An 18,241-nucleotide genomic window follows, 5' to 3' on the forward strand; every position below is an offset into this window, starting at 1 on the left:
GGATTTTAGACAGCTCGTATGACATTTTTTTGAAGCAATCCGTCACATTTAACTCATGTACATCCCGCCGTTCACCGGGATTGTAGCCCCAGTAACGTAAGCCGCACCGTCGGATGCAAGAAAAGCGACCACAGACGCGATCTCTTGAGCTTGCCCCAGACGGCCCAGCGGAATCTGTGTCACCAAGCTTTCACGCTGTGATTCAGGCAGTTCGCGGGTCATATCGGTGTCGATGAACCCAGGAGCCACCGAGTTTACCGTAATCGAACGCGATCCGACTTCACGCGCCAGCGCACGGCTGAAACCTTCCAGACCGGCCTTGGCGGCAGCGTAGTTTACTTGGCCTGCGTTGCCCATGGCACCCACAACCGAGCCAATACTGATAATTCGTCCCCAACGGGCCTTGGTCATGCCGCGCAAAACGCCTTTGGACAGGCGGAACAGACTGTTCAGGTTGGTATCGACGACGTCATGCCATTCGTCATCTTTCATCCGCATCATCAGATTATCGCGGGTGATACCAGCATTGTTGACCAGGATCGCCGGCGCTCCGAACTGTGCCGTGATGCTCGCGAGCACCGCTGCGACAGATTCGTCGCTGGTGACATTGAGTTCCAGGCCAGTGCCCTGAATACCGTTTTCCTTCAGGGTAGCGGCAATACGCTCGGCACCCGAGGCGGACGTCGCGGTACCCACGACGATAGCGCCCTGACGACCCAGTTCCAGGGCGATAGCCTGGCCGATGCCGCGGCTCGCACCGGTGACCAGTGCAACTTTACCTTGCAGACTCATGCAAGCTTCTCCTGATTCAGGCCAACGCTGCGCGGGCGGCAGCGAAAGCGTCTGGGGTATTGAGGTTGGATGTCGATACGCCTTCGGCGCAACGCTTGTTCAGGCCAGCCAGCACTTTGCCAGGACCGCATTCGACCAGTTGGGTCGCACCCTTGGCGGCCAGCGCCTGGACCGACTCGACCCAGCGTACAGGCTTGTAGAGCTGCTCAAGCAGATCGCGCTTGAGGGTTTCCAGATCCGCCGGCACGGCTGCGCTGACGTTCTGCACAACAGGAATCTGCGGCGCCTGCCAGTCGATCGCAGCGATCGACTCAGCGAAACGCTCGGCCGCTGGACGCATCAGCTCGCAATGGGACGGCACGCTGACCGGCAACGGCATGGCGCGCTTGGCACCACGGGCCTTGCAGCCTTCAATGGCGCGCTCGACCGCCGCCTTGGCTCCGGCGATAACCACTTGGCCCGGCGAGTTGAAGTTGACCGCGCTCACCACGTCGCCTTGCGCCGCTTCGGCACAGGCAGCCAGCACGTCAGCGTCTTCCAGACCGAGGATTGCGGCCATGCCGCCCTGCCCGGCCGGAACGGCTTCCTGCATCAACTGGCCACGGCGCTCAACCAGCTTGACGGCGTCGCCCAGGCTCAGACTGCCCGCCGCCACCAGAGCGCTGTATTCGCCCAGGCTGTGACCGGCAACATAAGCGGGACGCGCACCGCCTTCAGCCAGCCACAGACGCCACAAGGCGATCGAGGCGGTCAGAATGGCCGGTTGGGTTTTATCGGTTTGATTGAGTTGCTCTTCCGGCCCTTGCTGGGTCAGTGCCCACAGGTCGTAACCCAGGGCATCGGAAGCTTCTTTGAATGTTTCGAGGACAACAGGATGTTGTGCGCCCAACTCGGCCAGCATGCCGAGGGACTGCGAACCCTGTCCTGGAAAGACGAATGCGAGGGAAGCAGACATGTAACGAGCCCCTAATGATCTTGTCGTCGGAAAATTTGACGCCCCGCTTGGGGGACGCAAGAAACTGACAGTTGGATGGCCAATTGAACTGAGCGGTCACATTTAAGCATTGTCCGACGAAAACGCCTAAAGCAACAAATCCTCCAGACGACCGTGAATCCGCTCCGGCAGGTTTTCCTGAATTTCGATCAGTGCGCGGGAAATAGCACTCTGAAAGCCCTGGACCCCGGCAGAACCGTGGCTTTTCACCACGATCCCCTGCAAACCGAGGAAACTCGCGCCGTTATGTCGCGCGGGCGCCAGATCGGCTTGCAAACGCTTCATCAGTGGCAGCGCCAGGGCACCGACCATTTTTGACGCGAGGTTTTTCTTGAACAAGGCTTCGATGCGCCCGGCAATCATGGTCGCCAGGCCTTCGCTGGATTTGAGCAGGATATTGCCGACGAAGCCGTCACACACCACCACATCCGCTTCGCCACGGTACAAACCGTCACCTTCGACAAAACCGATGTAGTTGATACCACGGGCACTTTGCAGCAATGTTGCAGCGAGCTTGACCTGCTGATTACCCTTGATGTCTTCGGTGCCGATGTTCAGCAGCGCCACGCGCGGACGCACGATGCCCAGGGTTTCCGCCGCCACCGAGCCCATCACCGCGAACTGCAACAGGTGCTCGGCGCTGCAATCGACATTGGCGCCCAGGTCGAGCAACTGGCAGTAACCCTTCTGCGTCGGAATCGCCGCGACCATGGCCGGGCGATCAATGCCTGGCAAGGTCTTGAGCACAAACCGTGACAAGGCCATCAGCGCGCCGGTGTTGCCGGCACTGACACAGGCCTGGACCTTGCCGTCACGCAGCAACTCAAGCGCCACGCGCATCGACGAATCAGGTTTGCCGCGCAACGCCTGGGCAGGCTTCTCGTCCATCGTAATGACTTCGGACGCCGGCACAATCGACAGGCGCGCGCGATCCACAGCCGATTGGCCAGAGAGCAATTCTTCAAGAAGTGAGGGTTGACCGACGAGGGTCAGGTGCAGCGAGGGCGTAGCAGACAGACAAGCAAGGCTGGCCTGAACAATGCTGCGGGGACCGAAGTCCCCGCCCATTGCGTCAATCGCGATGACTTGAGCAGACAAGGATTACTCGTCAGCGCCCTTGTCGATCACTTTACGACCACGGTATACGCCTTCTGGCGATACGTGGTGACGCAGGTGAACTTCACCGGTGGTTTTTTCTACAGACAGGGTGCTAGCCTCGAGAGCGTCGTGCGAACGGCGCATGTCACGGGCAGAGCGGGATTTTTTGTTCTGCTGAACAGCCATAATTGATTAACTCCTAAACGTTTGGGTCACGCTTTAACTGCGCCAATACACTGAACGGGTTGGACCGCGTTACCTCGTCCTCGCTCGGTTCGGGCTCATCGAGACCCGCCGGCTGCTGGCATTCTTCCGGATGATGAGCAGGCACAATGGGCAAGGCGAGCAGAAGCTCCTCCTCGATCAGTGACTGCAGATCCAATGGATCTTCGCCCAGTTCCAGCACGTCATAACCTTTCGGCAACGACTGGGTATTCGCACCCTCCTTCACCACAGCATAACTGCATTCGCTATGGATCGGCAGGGTGACCAGCTCAAGACAACGCTGGCAAACCATTTTGACTTCGGTGTCGATAAAGCTGTGGATTACCACAGACTTACGTTCATCTCGTTCAAAAACGAATTTAGCCTGCACCGTACCGACAGTGTCGGAAAGCGGGTCGCAGAGTCTCTCCAAATCGGCCAGCAGCAGTTCACCTTGAAGGGTGGTGCCACGATCAGCCAATTTGCGCGGGTCAACGTGAGGTGGAATCGGGTCATTCAACATAGGCGCAGCATTATAGGGATGCACCCAGCCATGTCAAAGGAAATTCAGCCCTGTCCGTCACTTGCAAGCCTCCGCTAGAATTCGCACCTGTCTTTTGGAGATGCGCATGCTGCCTCTATTACTCGCTTCTAGCTCGGTTTACCGCCGGGAATTGCTGGCCCGCTTGCAGCTGCCGTTCACCTGCGGTTCGCCGGATATTGATGAAAGTCATCGTCCGGGGGAGTCCGCGATTGAGTTAGTAAAACGCCTCGCCGAGCAGAAAGCCCGGGCGCTGGCCGGCAGTCATGCCGCTCATCTGATTATCGGCTCCGATCAGGTTGCGGTGCTGGGTGATCGGATGATTGGCAAGCCGCATACGTTCGAAAAGGCGCGTGAGCAGTTAATGGCGGCCAGTGGTGCCAGCGTTACGTTTCTGACGGGTTTGGCGTTGCTGAATAGTCAGACGGGAGACTGTCAGGTCGATTGCGTGCCGTTCACAGTGCATATGCGCACGCTCGATCAGGCGCGCATTGAGCGTTATCTGCGCGCCGAACAGCCCTATGACTGCGCTGGCAGCTTTAAGGCTGAGGGTTTGGGGGTGAGCTTGTTTCAACGCACCGAAGGGCCTGACGCCACCAGCCTGGTCGGCCTGCCGCTGATCCGCCTGATCGATATGCTGCTCAACGAAGGCGTGCAAATCCCCTGAACACTGCTACCGAGACCGCGCACAGACGAAAAAACCGGCCACTGGGGCCGGTTTTTTTAGCACCGCAAAAAAAATCAGCGCAGCGACGGACCGTTAAACCCCATCCACATTGCCAACTGCGCAGCCACACTGGCACCGAGCTTCTTCGAAAAGCGATCAAACGGCGACTCCTGAACCGTAAAATCCACCAGTTCTTTCTCGCCAATGACATCACGCGCCACCGAACTCGCATTGCCCAGGCCATCGATCAGCCCTAGCGGCAGTGCCTGCTCGCCGTTCCAGACCAGCCCGGAGAACAGCTCCGGATGTTCCTTGTCCTTGAGGCGATCACCACGACCCTGCTTCACGCTGTTGATGAACTGCTGATGAGTGGTATCAAGCACACTCTGCCAGAACTGCGTTTCTTCAGGCTTCTGCGGCTGAAACGGATCGAGGAAGGTCTTGTGCTCCCCGGAGGTGTACGTACGACGCTCGACACCCAGCTTCTCCATGGTGCCGACAAAACCGTAACCGGCCGCCGTCACACCAATGGACCCCACCAGACTCGCCTTGTCGGCGTAGATCTGATCCGCCGCACTGGCAATGTAGTAAGCACCCGACGCGCCCAGGTCCGAGATCACCGCATACACCTTGGTGTCCGGATGCAGGCCACGTAAACGGCGGATTTCGTCGTAGACATAACCCGACTGCACCGGACTACCACCCGGGCTGTTGATGCGCAGAATGACGCCCTTGACCTTCTCGTCTTCGAAAGCCGCCCGCAGGCTGCCGACGATGTTATCGGCGCTGGCCGGCTCCTTGTCGGCGATCATGCCGGTCACGTCGATCAATGCCGTGTAATTGGCACTGCGTGTGGCGGCTTTTTCCATGTCCATCAGCGGCGTGAACAGCACCAGCGCGCCAAACAGGTACACAAAGGTCAGCAGCTTGAAGAAAATCCCCCAGCGACGGGACCGGCGCTGCTCCTGCACGCTGGCCAGCAGAGTCGTTTCAAGCAGCTTCCAGCTTTTCTCGTCACCGCTCTCTGCGCTCGCCTTGGCGGGCGCTTTCCATTCGTCGGTCATGACATCTACCCCAGCAAAAACCTATTAAGCCCGCTGATTCAGCCAGGCATGCAATTCTGAAAAACGATCAATCGCCAGTGCCGGCTCGAACAGCTTCAGCGCTTCGATGGATTGAGCGCCGTAACTGACCGCCACCGAATCCATGCCGGCGTTGCGCGCCATCTGCAAGTCAAAAGACGAATCGCCGACCATCAATGCCTGCTCCGGACGAACCTCGCAATGGGCGAGAATCTGCTCCAGCATCAGCGGATGGGGTTTGCTGGCGGTTTCGTCGGCCGCACGGGTGATGTCGAAATAACCTTCCCAACCGTGAGACTTCAGCACCCGATCCAGCCCGCGACGGGCCTTGCCGGTTGCCACTGCCAAGCGATAACCCTCGGCGCGAAACGCCTCCATCGACTCGACAACACCTTCGAACAGCGGCGAAGGCACGGCTTCCGAGGCGATGTAGTGATCGGCGTAATGTTCGCGAAAAGCGATCAGTTCGGTATCGCCAATCTCCGGGTACAACGTGCGAATCGCTTCCGGCAGCCCCAGGCCAATGATGCCCTTGACGGCAAAATCATCGCGCAACTCAAACCCGGAGCGCTCGGAGGCGACGTGCATCGCCTCGACAATCCGACCAATGGAATCAGCGAGCGTGCCGTCCCAATCAAAAATCAGCAATTTATAATCAGAGGGGTGCACTCAGGCGCTCCACGGTCTTGGCCCACATCTCGTCGACAGGCGCCTGCAACTTCAACTCGCTGCCATCCGGCAGTGGCACCGTCAGCATGTAGGCGTGCAGGAACAGGCGCTTTCCACCCAGGTCACGAATTTCCTTACTGAAGCCTTCATCGCCGTACTTGGTGTCACCGGCAATGCAATGCCCAGCGTGCAAGGTGTGGACACGGATCTGGTGAGTCCGGCCGGTGATCGGCTTCGCCTCGATCAGGGTGGCAAAGTCGCCGAAGCGGCGCAGGACCTTGAACACGGTCACAGACTCCTTGCCCTCCTCCTCGTCGACCTCGACCATACGCTCGCCGGAGCGCAGATTGCTCTTGCCCAGCGACGCACGGACTTGCTTGATCGACGCCGCCCAGTTACCGCGAACCAGCGCCATATAGCGCTTATCGACGCCATCGCCACGCAATGCCGTGTGCAAGTGGCGCAACATGCTGCGTTTCTTGGCGATCATCAGCAGGCCCGAAGTATCACGGTCGAGACGGTGAACCAGCTCGAGCTCCTTGCAATCGGGGCGCAACTGACGAAAGGCTTCGATCACGCCGTAAGTCAGGCCGCTGCCGCCGTGAACCGCGATGCCGCAAGGCTTGTTGATCACGATCAGCGCCTTGTCCTCGAAAACAATCGAGGCTTCGAGACGCTGGAGCAGGCCTTGTGCCAGCGGCACCGGCTCATCGCGCTCAGGCACGCGTACCGGCGGCACGCGCACGATATCGCCCGCCTGCAGCTTGTATTCGGGCTTGATCCGACCTTTGTTCACTCGCACTTCGCCCTTGCGCAAAATGCGATAAATCAAGGTCTTGGGCACGCCTTTGAGCCGAGCGAGAAGGAAGTTATCAATACGTTGGCCGGCATATTCCGGCGAGACCTCCAGCAGTTGTACGGCTGGGGTCGAAGGGGCAGTAGTCGTCATGGTGCGGATGATAACAATTTTTTATGGAATTGAAGCACTTAATCATTGCTGCTATAGTCGCGAACGCCGCCAAAAGTGGCCTGGACAGCGGACTAACGGTCAAAAACCGGCCCTGACCAACGCAATTCACGAGGACGTGAGGCCGTCCTACGGGGCTTTCGCTACGTAACGGTAGAGTTTGCAGCTGTAACGAGCGCAGGTGACATGAGGCCTGAATCATGCCGCAAAGCAGAGTTTTCACTCGCCTTCCGAGCAAATATTCACGGCCAGTTCACAAAGTGCAGTCAGCTACGAACAACCCCGAGCGAACGCTTCGGAAACAACGCCTAAATTAGCCATGATGCGTGACCTCCCCTTTCGGAGCTCACGGTAAATGCCAACCCGCTGCGGATTCTGCGCGCGGCAGCACCCGAATTATCAGGGATACGTGTAGGGTGGAGATGCACAACCGTCGGACTGTGTAGCACTAGGCTTATATTTAGACGCTTCATCTCGTCCACAGTCGCCGGTTGATTCCTCCTCCTGACTGAGTGCTTAAGTAGCCACAGCAAGCAGGACGCGTACGTCGCGACGCCGGCCCACATTGGCCTGACATCGCTAGACACTGGAGTGTCCAACCACACTCCTGACGCACCTGACACCGACCATGAGAAGTCGTGTGTGCCGAACGCCGTTTCCGGCAGCCCGGAAACCGACGGTACTACATGAAAAGAATGCTGATTAACGCAACTCAACCCGAAGAGTTGCGTGTTGCACTGGTAGATGGCCAGCGCCTCTATGACCTGGACATCGAATCCGGTGCACGCGAGCAGAAAAAGGCCAACATCTATAAAGGCCGGATTACTCGCATCGAACCAAGCCTTGAGGCTGCCTTTGTCGATTTCGGCTCTGAGCGCCACGGCTTCCTGCCCCTCAAAGAAATCTCCCGCGAATACTTCAAGAAAGCCCCCGAAGGCCGCGTCAACATCAAGGACGTCCTGAGCGAAGGCCAGGAAGTCATCGTTCAGGTCGAAAAAGAAGAACGTGGCAACAAGGGCGCAGCCCTGACCACCTTCATCAGCCTGGCCGGTCGTTACCTGGTTCTGATGCCGAACAACCCGCGTGCCGGCGGTATCTCCCGTCGCATCGAAGGTGAAGAGCGCAACGAACTGCGTGAAGCCCTGAACGGTCTGGTTGCCCCGGCTGACATGGGTCTGATCGTTCGCACGGCCGGCCTTGGCCGCAGCAGCGAAGAAATGCAGTGGGACCTCGATTACCTGCTGCAACTCTGGACCGCTATCAAAGAAGCCTCGCTGGATCGCTCCGCGCCTTTCCTGATCTACCAGGAAAGCAACGTGATCATCCGCGCCATCCGCGATTACCTGCGCCAGGACATCGGCGAAGTGCTGATCGACAGCGTTGAAGCCCAGGACGAAGCCCTGACCTTCATCCGCCAGGTGATGCCGCAGTACGCCAGCAAGATCAAGCTGTACGAAGACAGCGTTCCGCTGTTCAACCGTTTCCAGATCGAAAGCCAGATCGAGACCGCTTTCCAGCGCGTCGTCGAGCTGCCTTCCGGCGGCTCCATCGTGATCGATCCGACCGAAGCCCTGGTGTCCATCGACATCAACTCGGCGCGCGCCACCAAAGGCAGCGACATCGAAGAAACCGCCCTGCAGACCAACCTTGAAGCCGCCGAAGAAATCGCCCGTCAGTTGCGCTTGCGCGACATCGGCGGCCTGATCGTCATCGACTTCATCGACATGACCCCTGCCAAGAACCAGCGCGCCGTGGAAGAGAAAGTCCGCGAATGCCTGGAAGCCGACCGCGCTCGTGTGCAAGTCGGTCGCATCTCGCGCTTCGGCCTGCTGGAAATGTCCCGTCAGCGCCTGCGTCCATCGCTCGGCGAAAGCAGCGGCATCGTGTGCCCACGCTGCAACGGCACCGGCATCATCCGTGACGTTGAATCGCTGTCGCTGGCGATACTGCGCCTGATCGAAGAAGAAGCCCTGAAAGACCGCACCGCCGAAGTTCGCGCCCAAGTGCCGATCCCGGTGGCTGCGTTCCTGCTCAACGAGAAACGCAACTCGATCACCAAGATCGAACTGCGCACCCGTGCCCGCATCGTCATTCTGCCGAACGATCACCTCGAAACGCCGCACTTCGAAGTGCAACGTTTGCGCGATGACAGCCCGGAAGCCGCGGTCGGCCAGTCCAGCTACGAAATCGCTGCGGCCGCTGCCGAAGTCGAAGAAGTCCAGCCAGCCGCTGCGACCCGCACCCTGGTTCGCCAGGAAGCCGCGGTCAAGACCGCTCCGGCTCGCGCCAACGCTCCAGTGCCGACCGAAGTCGTCGTCGCACCTGTTGCTGCACCGGTCACCGCGCCAGAGCCAAGCCTGTTCAAAGGCCTGGTGAAGTCGCTGGTCAGCCTGTTCGCGACCAAGGAAGAGCCAGCCGCTCCGGTTGTGGTTGAAAAGCCAGCCACCACCGAGCGTCCGGCCCGCAACGAAGAGCGTCGCAACGGTCGTCAACAGAGCCGCAACCGTAACGGTCGCCGCGACGAAGAACGCAAGCCTCGTGAGGAACGTGCACCGCGTGAAGAACGCGCACCACGTGAGCCACGCGAAGCCCGTGAAGCCCGCGAAGAAACGCCAGCAGTCGCAGTCGCCCGTGAAGAACGCGCCCCACGTGAAGAGCGCGCACCACGCGCCCCTCGCGAAGAACGTGCGCCGCGCGCTCCGCGTGAAGATCGCAAGCCACGTGGCGATCGTGAAGAGCGTCCGGTTCGTGAACTGCGTGAGCCTCTGGATGCCACTCCGGCCACCGCGGCTACTTCGACTCCGGCTACCGCTGAAGAGCGTCCAGCCCGTCAGCCACGCGAAGAACGTGCTCCACGCCCACCGCGTGAAGAACGTCAACCTCGCGCCGAGCAAGCGGCTGCCGCCGTTGCCGAAGAAGAGCTGACCACCAGTGAAGAGCAACTGCAGGAAGACGGTCAGGAAGGCGCCGAAGGCGATCGTCCACGCCGCCGCTCCCGTGGCCAGCGTCGTCGCAGCAACCGTCGCGAGCGTCAACGCGATGCCAACGGCAACGTGATCGAAGGTTCGGAAGAGTCCGAATCCGGCGAAGGTAGCGAAGCCAACGAAGCACCAAGCACTGCCGACCTGGCCGCTGGCCTGGCGGTTACCGCAGCCGTTGCCAGCTCCGTGATCAGCGCGCCTGCTGAAGCACAAGCCAACGAGCAAGCCGAACGCGCCACGGCCGCCACCCTGGAAACTGCTCCTGTGGAAGCGCCAGTCGTTGAAGCGACGACGCCGGTAGAAGCCACCGCCGCTCCGGAAATCGAAGTGGCCCCGGCTCGTGAAGCACAGCCTGTCGTTGAAGCTGCCGCTGAGCCTGTGGTTGTCGCGGAATCGGTTGTTGAAACAGCATCCGAAACCGTGACCGAGGCTGTTCGTGAAGTTCGCGAAGAGCAAACCGCGTTCAACTGGGTTGCCGAGCCAGTAGCCGCCGAAGCTCCAGCACCTGCTGCTGAAGCCGCAGTGGCTGAAGCAATGGTTTCCGAGCCAGTAGTTGTGGCTGCCGAACCGGCTCCAGTGGTTGAAGCACCGGTTGTTGAAGCCGCAGTTGAAACCCCGGTTGTAGCCGAAGTGGCTGCGCCGGTAGTCGAAGCCGCCCCGGTCAGCGCGCTGACGCCTAGTGGCCGTGCGCCGAACGACCCGCGTGAAGTGCGTCGTCGCAAGCGCGAAGAAGAGCGTCTGCAGAAGGAAGCTGAACTGGCTGCCGCTGCGGCTCCGGTTGAAGCGGTTGTCGCTGAAGAACCGGCACCGGTTGCTGCTGAAGTGGTAGAGGCAGCACCTGCCCCCGCTGCTGAAGTCGCTGCCGAGCCCGTTGCTTCGGTGATTAACGAAGCTCCGCGCTCCGTTCAGGAAGCGGTACAGCAACACGAGCAAGCCCTGGAAAAAGAACACGAGCCTAAACCTCTCGTCTGATTCCATCGGCCACTAAAAAGCCCCGCCTGGTAATCCCAGGCGGGGCTTTTTTATGTCTGCGGCGAAGCAGCGGGACCGCGTTATCGTTCATCGCGGGCAAGCCACGCTCCCACAGGTTTTGTGTGGTTCACATATTCAGCGAACGACACAAACCTTTGGGAGCGTGGCTTGCCCGCGATGGCGATCCATCAGTCGAAGACCAACTTCTCAGGCACATCCACATCCCACAACACTCCGGGATCATCCACCGCCACCTCGACCACCCTCGCCTGTGCGAACAGCGACTTGGCACCGTGATCCCCCGATAACGCCATCAAGCCCGGCCCCAAGCTGCGACCAAATCCCACCGGATGTCCGTACTTTCCCTCAAGCACCGGCACACTGACGCAATCATCAGCGATCCCCGCCAGCACCTGTTCCATACTCGACGGCAGGATAAACGGCATATCCCCCAGCACCATCAACCAACCGCTCAACTGCGCACACGCCGCTACTCCGGCGGCAATGCTGTCGCCCATGCCCGTCGACTCGATCAGCACGATTTCGCAGCCGTAGGCCTTGGCCATGCGAATCACCTGTGGGCGATCTGCGGTGGTCACCAAAATGCGCTTATCCAGTGAGGCCGGCACATTCACCAGCACGTGCTCGATCACCGAACGAACCTTGCCATCACGGCCGCTGCAATCAGCCAGCAACTTATCCTGCTCGGCACCGGCCACCTCGCGGAAACGACTGCCCTGCCCCGCCGCCAGTACGATGACGCCGATGGATTCACTCATACCACCTCCTGCAACGGCTTCTTCTGCTTGAGTTCGACGCCGTTCTTGATCGCCACGATTTCCGCCAGCAGCGACAAGGCGATTTCCGCCGGGGTATGGCTGCCGATGTGCAAGCCGATCGGGCCGTGCAAGCGCCCGATGGCCTCTTCTGACAAGCCTAGCTGAGCCAGGTTATCCCGACGCTTCAGGCTGTTGACCCGCGAACCCAGCGCGCCGACATAAAAGGCCTTGGAGTCCAGGGCCGTGAGCAGTGCCATGTCGTCCAGACGAGGATCGTGGGTCAGCGCGACGATGGCCGTCCGTTCGTCGGTCTGGATGGTCAGCACTGCCTCGTCGGGCATGCCGGAAACAAACCGTCCGTGCTGCTCCTCCCAGCCATAGACGAATTCGGTGCGCGGATCGCAGATCAACACTTCGAAATCCAGCAACCGTGCCATCTCGGCGACATACCGGGACAACTGCCCCGCGCCGATCAGCAATAACCGCCAACGCGGCCCGTAGATGGCCCGCAGGGTTTTGCCATCAAAGCTCAGCACATCGGCCTTGTTGGCCGGCTGCAACACCACTTCACCGCTGCCGATATCAAGCGAACGCGCCACGATTTCATGGGCTTCGCAACGCTTCAGCAACTCGGCGAGCCAGGCCGGATCGCCGACCTGCTCCTCAGTCAGGCGCAGGGTGCCGCCGCAGGGCAAGCCAAATCGCGCCGCTTCCTCACGGGTCACCCCATAAGTGATCAACTGCACCGGCGGCCCATCCGCTGGAATCCGGCCGTCGTGCAACCGCGCAATCAGATCATCCTCGACACACCCGCCGGACACCGAGCCAATCACCACGCCGTCTTCACGCAAGGCCAGCATTGCGCCAGGCGCCCGGGGCGCGGTGCCCCAGGTCTGGACCACGCTGTACAAGACCACTCGCTGACCGGCGCGGCGCCATTCCAGCACGCTGCGCAGGACATTAAGATCGACGCTGTCCATCAGGCCTGAGCCTTCTGCCAACCCTGCAGCTGATAGCGGACCGGCAGAGCGCGGATGCGTTTGCCGGTGGCGGCGAAGATCGCGTTGCACAGCGCGGGTGCAATCGGCGGCACGCCCGGTTCACCGACACCGCCCAATGGCACGTTGCCCGGCGGCGTGACCAGATGCACAGCGACTTCCTTCGGCGCCAGGGACATGCGCGCCACTTCGTACATGTGGAAATTGTCCTGCTGGACCTTGCCGTCCTTGAAGCTGATTTCCCCCAGCACTGCGTTGCCCAGGCCCATCACACAGGCGCCCTCGAACTGCGCGCGAATTCGCTCGGGGTTGATCTGCGGACCGCAATCCACCGCAATATCAGCCTTGTGCACAATCAACGTGCCGTCGTCCTTGACTTCGACCTCGATCACCGCCGCCACGTAAGTGACGAAGCTGTAATGCACCGCCAGGCCCAAGCCTCGGCCCTTGGGTAATTCACGGCCCCAACCGGCGGCTTTGGCAGCGGTTTCCAGCACCGTGCGCAATCGGCCGGTGTCGATCGGATAACGCTCGGGAGACTCGCCGTAGTTCCACTCTTCACTCAAGGTGCGCGGGTCGATCTGACGATCCGGGCCGAGCAACTTGATCTGGTATTTGAGCGGATCCTGCCCGGCCTTGTGCGCCAGTTCGTCGACGAAGCTCTGAATGGCGAAACCGTGGGGAATGTTCGACACCGAGCGATACCAGCCAACCCGGGTGTGAACCGTCGCTTCCGGGTTTTCCAGGCGCACGTTGGGGATGGCGTAGGCCATGTTGGTGAAGCCCATGCCCAACTCGAAGGCCGCTTCGTGGTTCATGCCCGGCGCGAACAACGCGGTGATACTCGGCGCCACGGTACGGTGCAACCAGCCGGAGGGCAGGCCGTCCTTGTTCAGGCTGGCCTTCAGGTATTCGGCCGACACGGTGTGGAAGTACGAACAGTGGATGTCGTCTTCACGGGTCCATTGCACCCGCACGGCCTTGCCGGGGAATTCCTTGGCGAGGACGGCCGCCTCAATGATGAAGTCCGGTTTCGATTTACGACCGAAACCGCCGCCCAGCAGGGTAACGTTGAAGGTGACGTTATCGAACGGAATGCCGAGGCGTTCGCCAATGCGTTCGCGGGTGACTTGTGGCGCCTGGCTCGGCGCCCAGGCTTCACACACGCCATCCTTGAAGCGGGCGATGGCAACCATCGGCTCCATCGGCGCCTGCGTCAGGTGCGGCAGGTAATAGGCGGCTTCCAGGGTGCTGTCGGCGCTGCCCATGGCTTCTTCGATGTTGCCGGTGTTGCGCACCACTTTGCCGGGTTTGAGGGACGCGGCTTCAATTTCCTTGCGGTAGGCGATCGAGTCATAACTGGCGTTGGGGCCATCATCCCACTCGATTTTCAGCGCTTCGCGGCCCTTGATCGCTGCCCAGGTGTTGCTGGCCACCACGGCCACGCCGCCCAGCGGTTGAAACTCCGACGGCACCGGGCTGCTGTCGATTTTGATGACTTTGATCACGCCCGGGACTTTCATGGCGGCGATGGAGTCGACGGATTTGACCTTGCCGCCGTACACCGCCGGACGCGCGATGGTGGCGTAGAGCATGCCGTCGAAATGCACATCGGCCCCATAAATGGCGCGGCCATTGACGATATCGGCACCGTCGATGGCCTTGGTGCCTTCCTTGCCGATGTAGCGAAATTCCGACGGCTGCTTGAGCCGCAGACTGTCGCGGGCCGGCACTGGCAGTGCACTGGCCGCAGCGGCCAAGGCGCCATAGCCCAGTTCACGCCCGGTCGGTTTATGGATCACTTTGTGCAGTTGCGCATGGCACTCGCTGACCGGCACTTTCCACTGCTCGGCAGCCGCTTGTTCGAGCATGGTCCGCGCGGCAGCACCGCAACGGCGCATCGGCTCGTACCAGTGACGCATGCTGCGCGAACCGTCGGTGTCCTGGTTACCAAAGCGCACTTCGTCGCCCGGCGCCTGTTGCACCTTCATCATCGCCCAATCGGCGTCCAGCTCGTCGGCCACCACCATGGTCAGGCTGGTGCGCACGCCCTGGCCCATTTCCGAGCGGTTACAAACCACGGTCACACTGCCGTCAGCGGCGATGCTGACGTACACCTTCGGATCATCGATCCAGCCGTGGGGCATGCCGTCGGCACCGAACTTCTTCTCTTTTTCTTCAGCGAAAGCATCCTGCCAGCCCCAACTTGCGGCCAGCACCAATGCGCTGGTGGCGCCCACGCCTTTGAGGAAACCACGGCGACTGAGGTTGCTCAGGGCGAAATCATTCGGTAACGAGCTCATGCCTTGGCCTCCTTCAGGTGAGTGGATGCCTGGTGGATGGCGGTCTTGATGCGGTTATACGTGCCGCAACGGCAAATGTTGCCGACCATCGCCTCTTCGATCTGTTCGTCGCTGGGGTTCGGATTGGTCTTGAGCAGCGCCGTGGCGGACATGATTTGCCCGCCCTGGCAAAAACCGCACTGGGCCACGGCGGTGTCGAGCCAGGCTTGCTGGACGACTTGCCCGACCGGGTCGGCATGCAGGTTATCGATGGTGGTGACGTTCTGGCCGACCACCGAGCCGATGGGTGTGATGCAACTGCGCGCCGGGGCGCCTTCGATATGGATGGTGCAGGCACCGCACAGGCCCATGCCGCAGCCGAATTTGGTGCCGTTGTAACCGGCCACGTCGCGGATCGCCCAGAGCAGCGGCATATCCTCGGTGACGTCGAGTTGATGGTCTTGACCATTGAGCTTCAGGGTAATCATGGGCACGCCCGCATATTATCGGTTATGGGGTCGAGCAATCTGCCGCCAGGGGGTTGGCGGTTGGCATCACGCAGATCCGCTCAGGCTGATGGGCTCTCTTATGCGGACGGCGACGTCTGCATCGGGCCTTTGGTGGAGCAAACGCATGCATCGTTAGGTGGCTAAGTTAACCCAGCATTAACAAAAAAGCCCTGCAGAGACAGGGCTTATTAGTTGCAAGCTTCAAGCTGCAAGCTTCAAGCAGAAGCCAAAGCAAATTATAGCTTGAGGCTTGCAGCTTGAAGCCTGCATCTGCTCCATCAATACCGGTTCGGCTCCATTTCCAGATCGACATGGAAACGTTCTGAAATGTCTTTCTGGATGCGCTGCGCAAGGTCGAGCAATTGCAGGCCGGTCGCGCCGCCGTAATTGACCAGCACCAATGCCTGCAATTTATGCACGCCGGCATCAGCCTCACGGAAACCTTTCCAACCGGCGCGCTCGATCAGCCAGCCCGCCGCCAGTTTCATTTGCCCATCAGGTTGCGCATAGGCCACCAGATCCGGGTATTCACCTTTGAGCCGAGCGACCAGCGCTGCGGGCACCAACGGGTTCTTGAAGAAGCTGCCGGCATTGCCCAGCACAGCCGGGTCCGGGAGTTTTTCGTTGCGGATGCTGCATATGGCCTGGCTGACATCGGTAGCGGTCGGATGCTCAATGCCTTGCTCGGTCAGGCGTTGACGCACCGGGCCGTATTCCAGGTGCAGGTGCGCGGCACGATCGAGGGCAAACCGCACGCGCAAGATCAGCCAACGCCCCGGCTGCTGCTTGAACAGGCTGTCGCGGTAGGCGAAATTGCACTCGGCCAAGGTGAAATCGCGCAGTTCACCGGTCTGGCGATCGAGCGCCGTCAGGCCGGCGAACACGTCCTTGATCTCGACACCATAGGCGCCGATGTTTTGCATCGGTGCCGCGCCGACGGTGCCGGGAATCAGGCTGAGGTTTTCCAGCCCCGACAAACCCTGCGCCAAGGTGTGTTGCACGAAGGGATGCCAAGGCTCGCCGGCCTCGGCTTCGATCACAACCTTGCTGCCATCATCGCTGAGGATGCGAATCCCGCGCGTGGCCATGCGCAGCACCAGCGACTGGATATCGGCGGTCAGCAGCAAGTTGCTGCCGCCGCCAATCACCAGCAGCGGTACGTCGTGTTCTGCCGCATAGGCCAAGGCTTCGCGGACGTCGGCATCGTTGTGGGCCTCGGCAAACAACCGGGCCTGGACGTCCACGCCAAAGCTGTTGAACGGCTTGAGCGAAACCTGCGGTCGAACCTGCAAACTCATAACCGTCCCTTCAATTCGATTACCAGCCGATCGCTGGCACGCTCGATCAAGTCGAGCACCTGCTCAAAGCCCTGGTCGCCGTCGTAATACGGATCCGGGACTTCGTCGATTTCCGACTGGTAACGACGCAGGAACAGGTCCAGTTCAGCCTTGCCCTTGGCCGGTTGCAGCGCCTTGAGGTTGCGCAGGTTGCTGTTATCCATCGCCAGGATCAGGTCATACGTTGCGAAATCCGCGCGCGTGACTTGCTGGGCGCGCTGGGCCGACAGGTCGTAGCCGCGCAGCTTGGCCGCCGCCTGGCTACGCTTGTCTGGCGCCTTGCCAACGTGCCAGTCACCGGTGCCGGCGGAGGCGACTTCGATTTGATTGGCCAGCCCCGCTTCGCGCAGTTTGTGCCGCAGCACGCCTTCGGCCGTGGGTGAACGGCAGATGTTGCCCAGGCAGACGAACAGAACCCGCATCAGGCCTCCAGCAGGCGACGAACGCGCTCGAGGTCTTCAACGGTGTCGACGCCGGTCGGCGGTGCGATCAGTGCGTCGGCGACATGAATCCGTACGCCGTGCCACAAGGCCCGCAATTGTTCCAGGGATTCGGTGTTTTCCAGCCAGCACGGGCCCCAGCTGACGAAGTCATGCAGGAAACCGGCGCGGTAGGCATAGATGCCGATGTGACGACGGTACGGCACGCCTTCCGGCAATTGCTCGCGGCTCTTGGCAAACGCGTCTCGCGCCCACGGCAACGTGGCGCGACTGAAGGTCAGCGCCAGGCCGTTGATGTCGCTGACAACCTTGACCACGTTGGGGTTGAACAGGGTTTCCACGTCTTCGATCGGCTCGGCCAGGGTGGCCATGCGCGCTTCGGTGTGGGCGGCCAGGTTGGCGGCGACCTGATCGATCACGCTCGGAGGGATCAACGGTTCGTCACCCTGGACGTTGACCACGATCGCGTCGGGCGCCAGGCCCAGTTTGGCGGCGACTTCGGCCAGGCGATCGGTGCCGGAATTGTGGTCTTCACGGGTCAGCACCACTTCGGCACCGAAACCTTTGCAGGCCTCGACGATGCGCGCATCGTCGGTGGCGACCACCACGCGCTGGGCGCTGCTTTTGCTCGCCTGTTCCCAGACGTGCTGGATCATCGGCTTGCCGGCGATCAACAGCAGCGGTTTGCCCGGCAAACGGGTGGAGGCATAACGCGATGGAATGACAACGGTAAAGGCTGTGGTCATTTATCCAGGCGCTCGTCGGTGGTCAGGGTGCGCGCTTCGGTTTCGAGCATCACCGGAATACCGTCACGAATCGGGTACGCCAGGCCGGCGCCCTTGCTGATCAGCTCGGTTTTGTCGGCGCTGAGCTTGAGCGGGCCTTTGCAGACCGGGCAAGCGAGGATGTCGAGCAATTTGGTGTCCATG

General features: G+C 60.6%; 18 protein-coding genes. 2 read left to right on the forward strand and 16 right to left on the reverse strand.

Annotated elements, in window-relative coordinates; translation table 11 throughout:
• Positions 1-48 precede the first annotated feature (48 nt).
• The 5 genes from fabG to ACA057_RS23765 all read right to left on the reverse strand — a co-directional run bounded on the left by fabG (position 49) and on the right by ACA057_RS23765 (position 3,611).
• Positions 49-792: a 3-oxoacyl-ACP reductase FabG gene (gene fabG / locus ACA057_RS23745; RefSeq protein WP_497342832.1), complete on the reverse strand. Its 744-nt coding sequence runs from the start codon at positions 790-792 to the stop codon at positions 49-51.
• 16 nt (positions 793-808) lie between these two features.
• The gene (gene fabD / locus ACA057_RS23750; protein ID WP_401365386.1) at positions 809-1,747 is read right to left on the reverse strand and encodes an ACP S-malonyltransferase; all 939 of its coding nucleotides are present in this window, start codon (positions 1,745-1,747) and stop codon (positions 809-811) included.
• A gap of 126 nt (positions 1,748-1,873) precedes the next feature.
• Positions 1,874-2,884, reverse strand: a complete 1,011-nt coding sequence (plsX, locus tag ACA057_RS23755; RefSeq protein WP_401365389.1) for a phosphate acyltransferase PlsX — start codon at positions 2,882-2,884, stop codon at positions 1,874-1,876.
• A 3-nt stretch (positions 2,885-2,887) separates the two neighbouring features.
• Positions 2,888-3,070: a 50S ribosomal protein L32 gene (rpmF, locus tag ACA057_RS23760; protein ID WP_003179396.1), complete on the reverse strand. Its 183-nt coding sequence runs from the start codon at positions 3,068-3,070 to the stop codon at positions 2,888-2,890.
• Positions 3,071-3,083: 13 nt separating this feature from the next.
• Positions 3,084-3,611 (reverse strand): YceD family protein, encoded by a 528-nt coding sequence (locus tag ACA057_RS23765; RefSeq protein ID WP_004371317.1) that lies wholly within the window; start codon positions 3,609-3,611, stop codon positions 3,084-3,086.
• A 106-nt stretch (positions 3,612-3,717) separates the two neighbouring features.
• Here ACA057_RS23765 and ACA057_RS23770 point away from each other — a divergent pair, with 106 nt between their 5' ends.
• Positions 3,718-4,296, forward strand: a complete 579-nt coding sequence (locus ACA057_RS23770) for a Maf family protein (protein ID WP_497342835.1) — start codon at positions 3,718-3,720, stop codon at positions 4,294-4,296.
• A 74-nt stretch (positions 4,297-4,370) separates the two neighbouring features.
• Here the strand turns inward: ACA057_RS23770 and sppA are convergent, their stop codons facing one another.
• The 3 genes from sppA to rluC are packed head-to-tail and all read right to left on the reverse strand — an operon-like array spanning position 4,371 to position 6,996.
• Positions 4,371-5,360 carry a signal peptide peptidase SppA gene (sppA, locus tag ACA057_RS23775; RefSeq protein ID WP_497342837.1) on the reverse strand — a complete coding sequence of 330 codons (990 nt, stop codon included), beginning with the start codon at positions 5,358-5,360 and terminating at the stop codon, positions 4,371-4,373.
• A gap of 24 nt (positions 5,361-5,384) precedes the next feature.
• Entirely contained in the window at positions 5,385-6,047 is a 663-nt protein-coding gene (locus ACA057_RS23780) for an HAD-IA family hydrolase (protein WP_497342839.1), read from the reverse strand.
• On the reverse strand, positions 6,034-6,996 hold the full coding sequence (gene rluC, locus ACA057_RS23785) for a 23S rRNA pseudouridine(955/2504/2580) synthase RluC (RefSeq protein ID WP_007945738.1): 963 nt from the start codon (positions 6,994-6,996) through the stop codon (positions 6,034-6,036). The genes ACA057_RS23780 and rluC overlap by 14 nt, the downstream gene beginning before the upstream one ends.
• A 704-nt stretch (positions 6,997-7,700) precedes the next feature.
• On the opposite strand from rluC, the gene rne reads away from it, so the two are divergent.
• Positions 7,701-10,967 carry a ribonuclease E gene (rne, locus tag ACA057_RS23790; RefSeq protein ID WP_497342841.1) on the forward strand — a complete coding sequence of 1,089 codons (3,267 nt, stop codon included), beginning with the start codon at positions 7,701-7,703 and terminating at the stop codon, positions 10,965-10,967.
• Positions 10,968-11,155: 188 nt separating this feature from the next.
• On the opposite strand, the gene ACA057_RS23795 is transcribed toward rne, so the two are convergent.
• The 8 genes from ACA057_RS23795 to ACA057_RS23830 all read right to left on the reverse strand — a co-directional run bounded on the left by ACA057_RS23795 (position 11,156) and on the right by ACA057_RS23830 (position 18,240).
• Positions 11,156-11,746 (reverse strand): nucleotidyltransferase family protein, encoded by a 591-nt coding sequence (locus tag ACA057_RS23795; protein WP_497342843.1) that lies wholly within the window; start codon positions 11,744-11,746, stop codon positions 11,156-11,158.
• Positions 11,743-12,726 carry an XdhC family protein gene (locus tag ACA057_RS23800; RefSeq protein ID WP_497342845.1) on the reverse strand — a complete coding sequence of 328 codons (984 nt, stop codon included), beginning with the start codon at positions 12,724-12,726 and terminating at the stop codon, positions 11,743-11,745. The genes ACA057_RS23795 and ACA057_RS23800 overlap by 4 nt, the downstream gene beginning before the upstream one ends.
• Positions 12,726-15,047 carry a xanthine dehydrogenase family protein molybdopterin-binding subunit gene (locus ACA057_RS23805; RefSeq protein ID WP_497342847.1) on the reverse strand — a complete coding sequence of 774 codons (2,322 nt, stop codon included), beginning with the start codon at positions 15,045-15,047 and terminating at the stop codon, positions 12,726-12,728. The genes ACA057_RS23800 and ACA057_RS23805 overlap by 1 nt, the downstream gene beginning before the upstream one ends.
• A complete protein-coding gene (locus tag ACA057_RS23810; RefSeq protein ID WP_497342849.1) occupies positions 15,044-15,514 on the reverse strand; it encodes a (2Fe-2S)-binding protein in 471 nt (156 codons plus the stop codon). The genes ACA057_RS23805 and ACA057_RS23810 overlap by 4 nt, the downstream gene beginning before the upstream one ends.
• A 299-nt stretch (positions 15,515-15,813) precedes the next feature.
• A complete protein-coding gene (gene murB / locus ACA057_RS23815; protein ID WP_497342851.1) occupies positions 15,814-16,833 on the reverse strand; it encodes a UDP-N-acetylmuramate dehydrogenase in 1,020 nt (339 codons plus the stop codon).
• Positions 16,830-17,294 (reverse strand): low molecular weight protein-tyrosine-phosphatase, encoded by a 465-nt coding sequence (locus tag ACA057_RS23820; RefSeq protein WP_497342853.1) that lies wholly within the window; start codon positions 17,292-17,294, stop codon positions 16,830-16,832. Before ACA057_RS23820 ends, murB begins: the two co-directional genes overlap by 4 nt.
• On the reverse strand, positions 17,294-18,058 hold the full coding sequence (kdsB, locus tag ACA057_RS23825) for a 3-deoxy-manno-octulosonate cytidylyltransferase (RefSeq protein WP_497342855.1): 765 nt from the start codon (positions 18,056-18,058) through the stop codon (positions 17,294-17,296). Before kdsB ends, ACA057_RS23820 begins: the two co-directional genes overlap by 1 nt.
• Positions 18,055-18,240 (reverse strand): Trm112 family protein, encoded by a 186-nt coding sequence (locus ACA057_RS23830; protein WP_007945752.1) that lies wholly within the window; start codon positions 18,238-18,240, stop codon positions 18,055-18,057. The genes kdsB and ACA057_RS23830 overlap by 4 nt, the downstream gene beginning before the upstream one ends.
• Position 18,241 lies beyond the last annotated feature (1 nt).

Source organism: Pseudomonas sp. LBUM1661 (genome assembly GCF_059695925.1).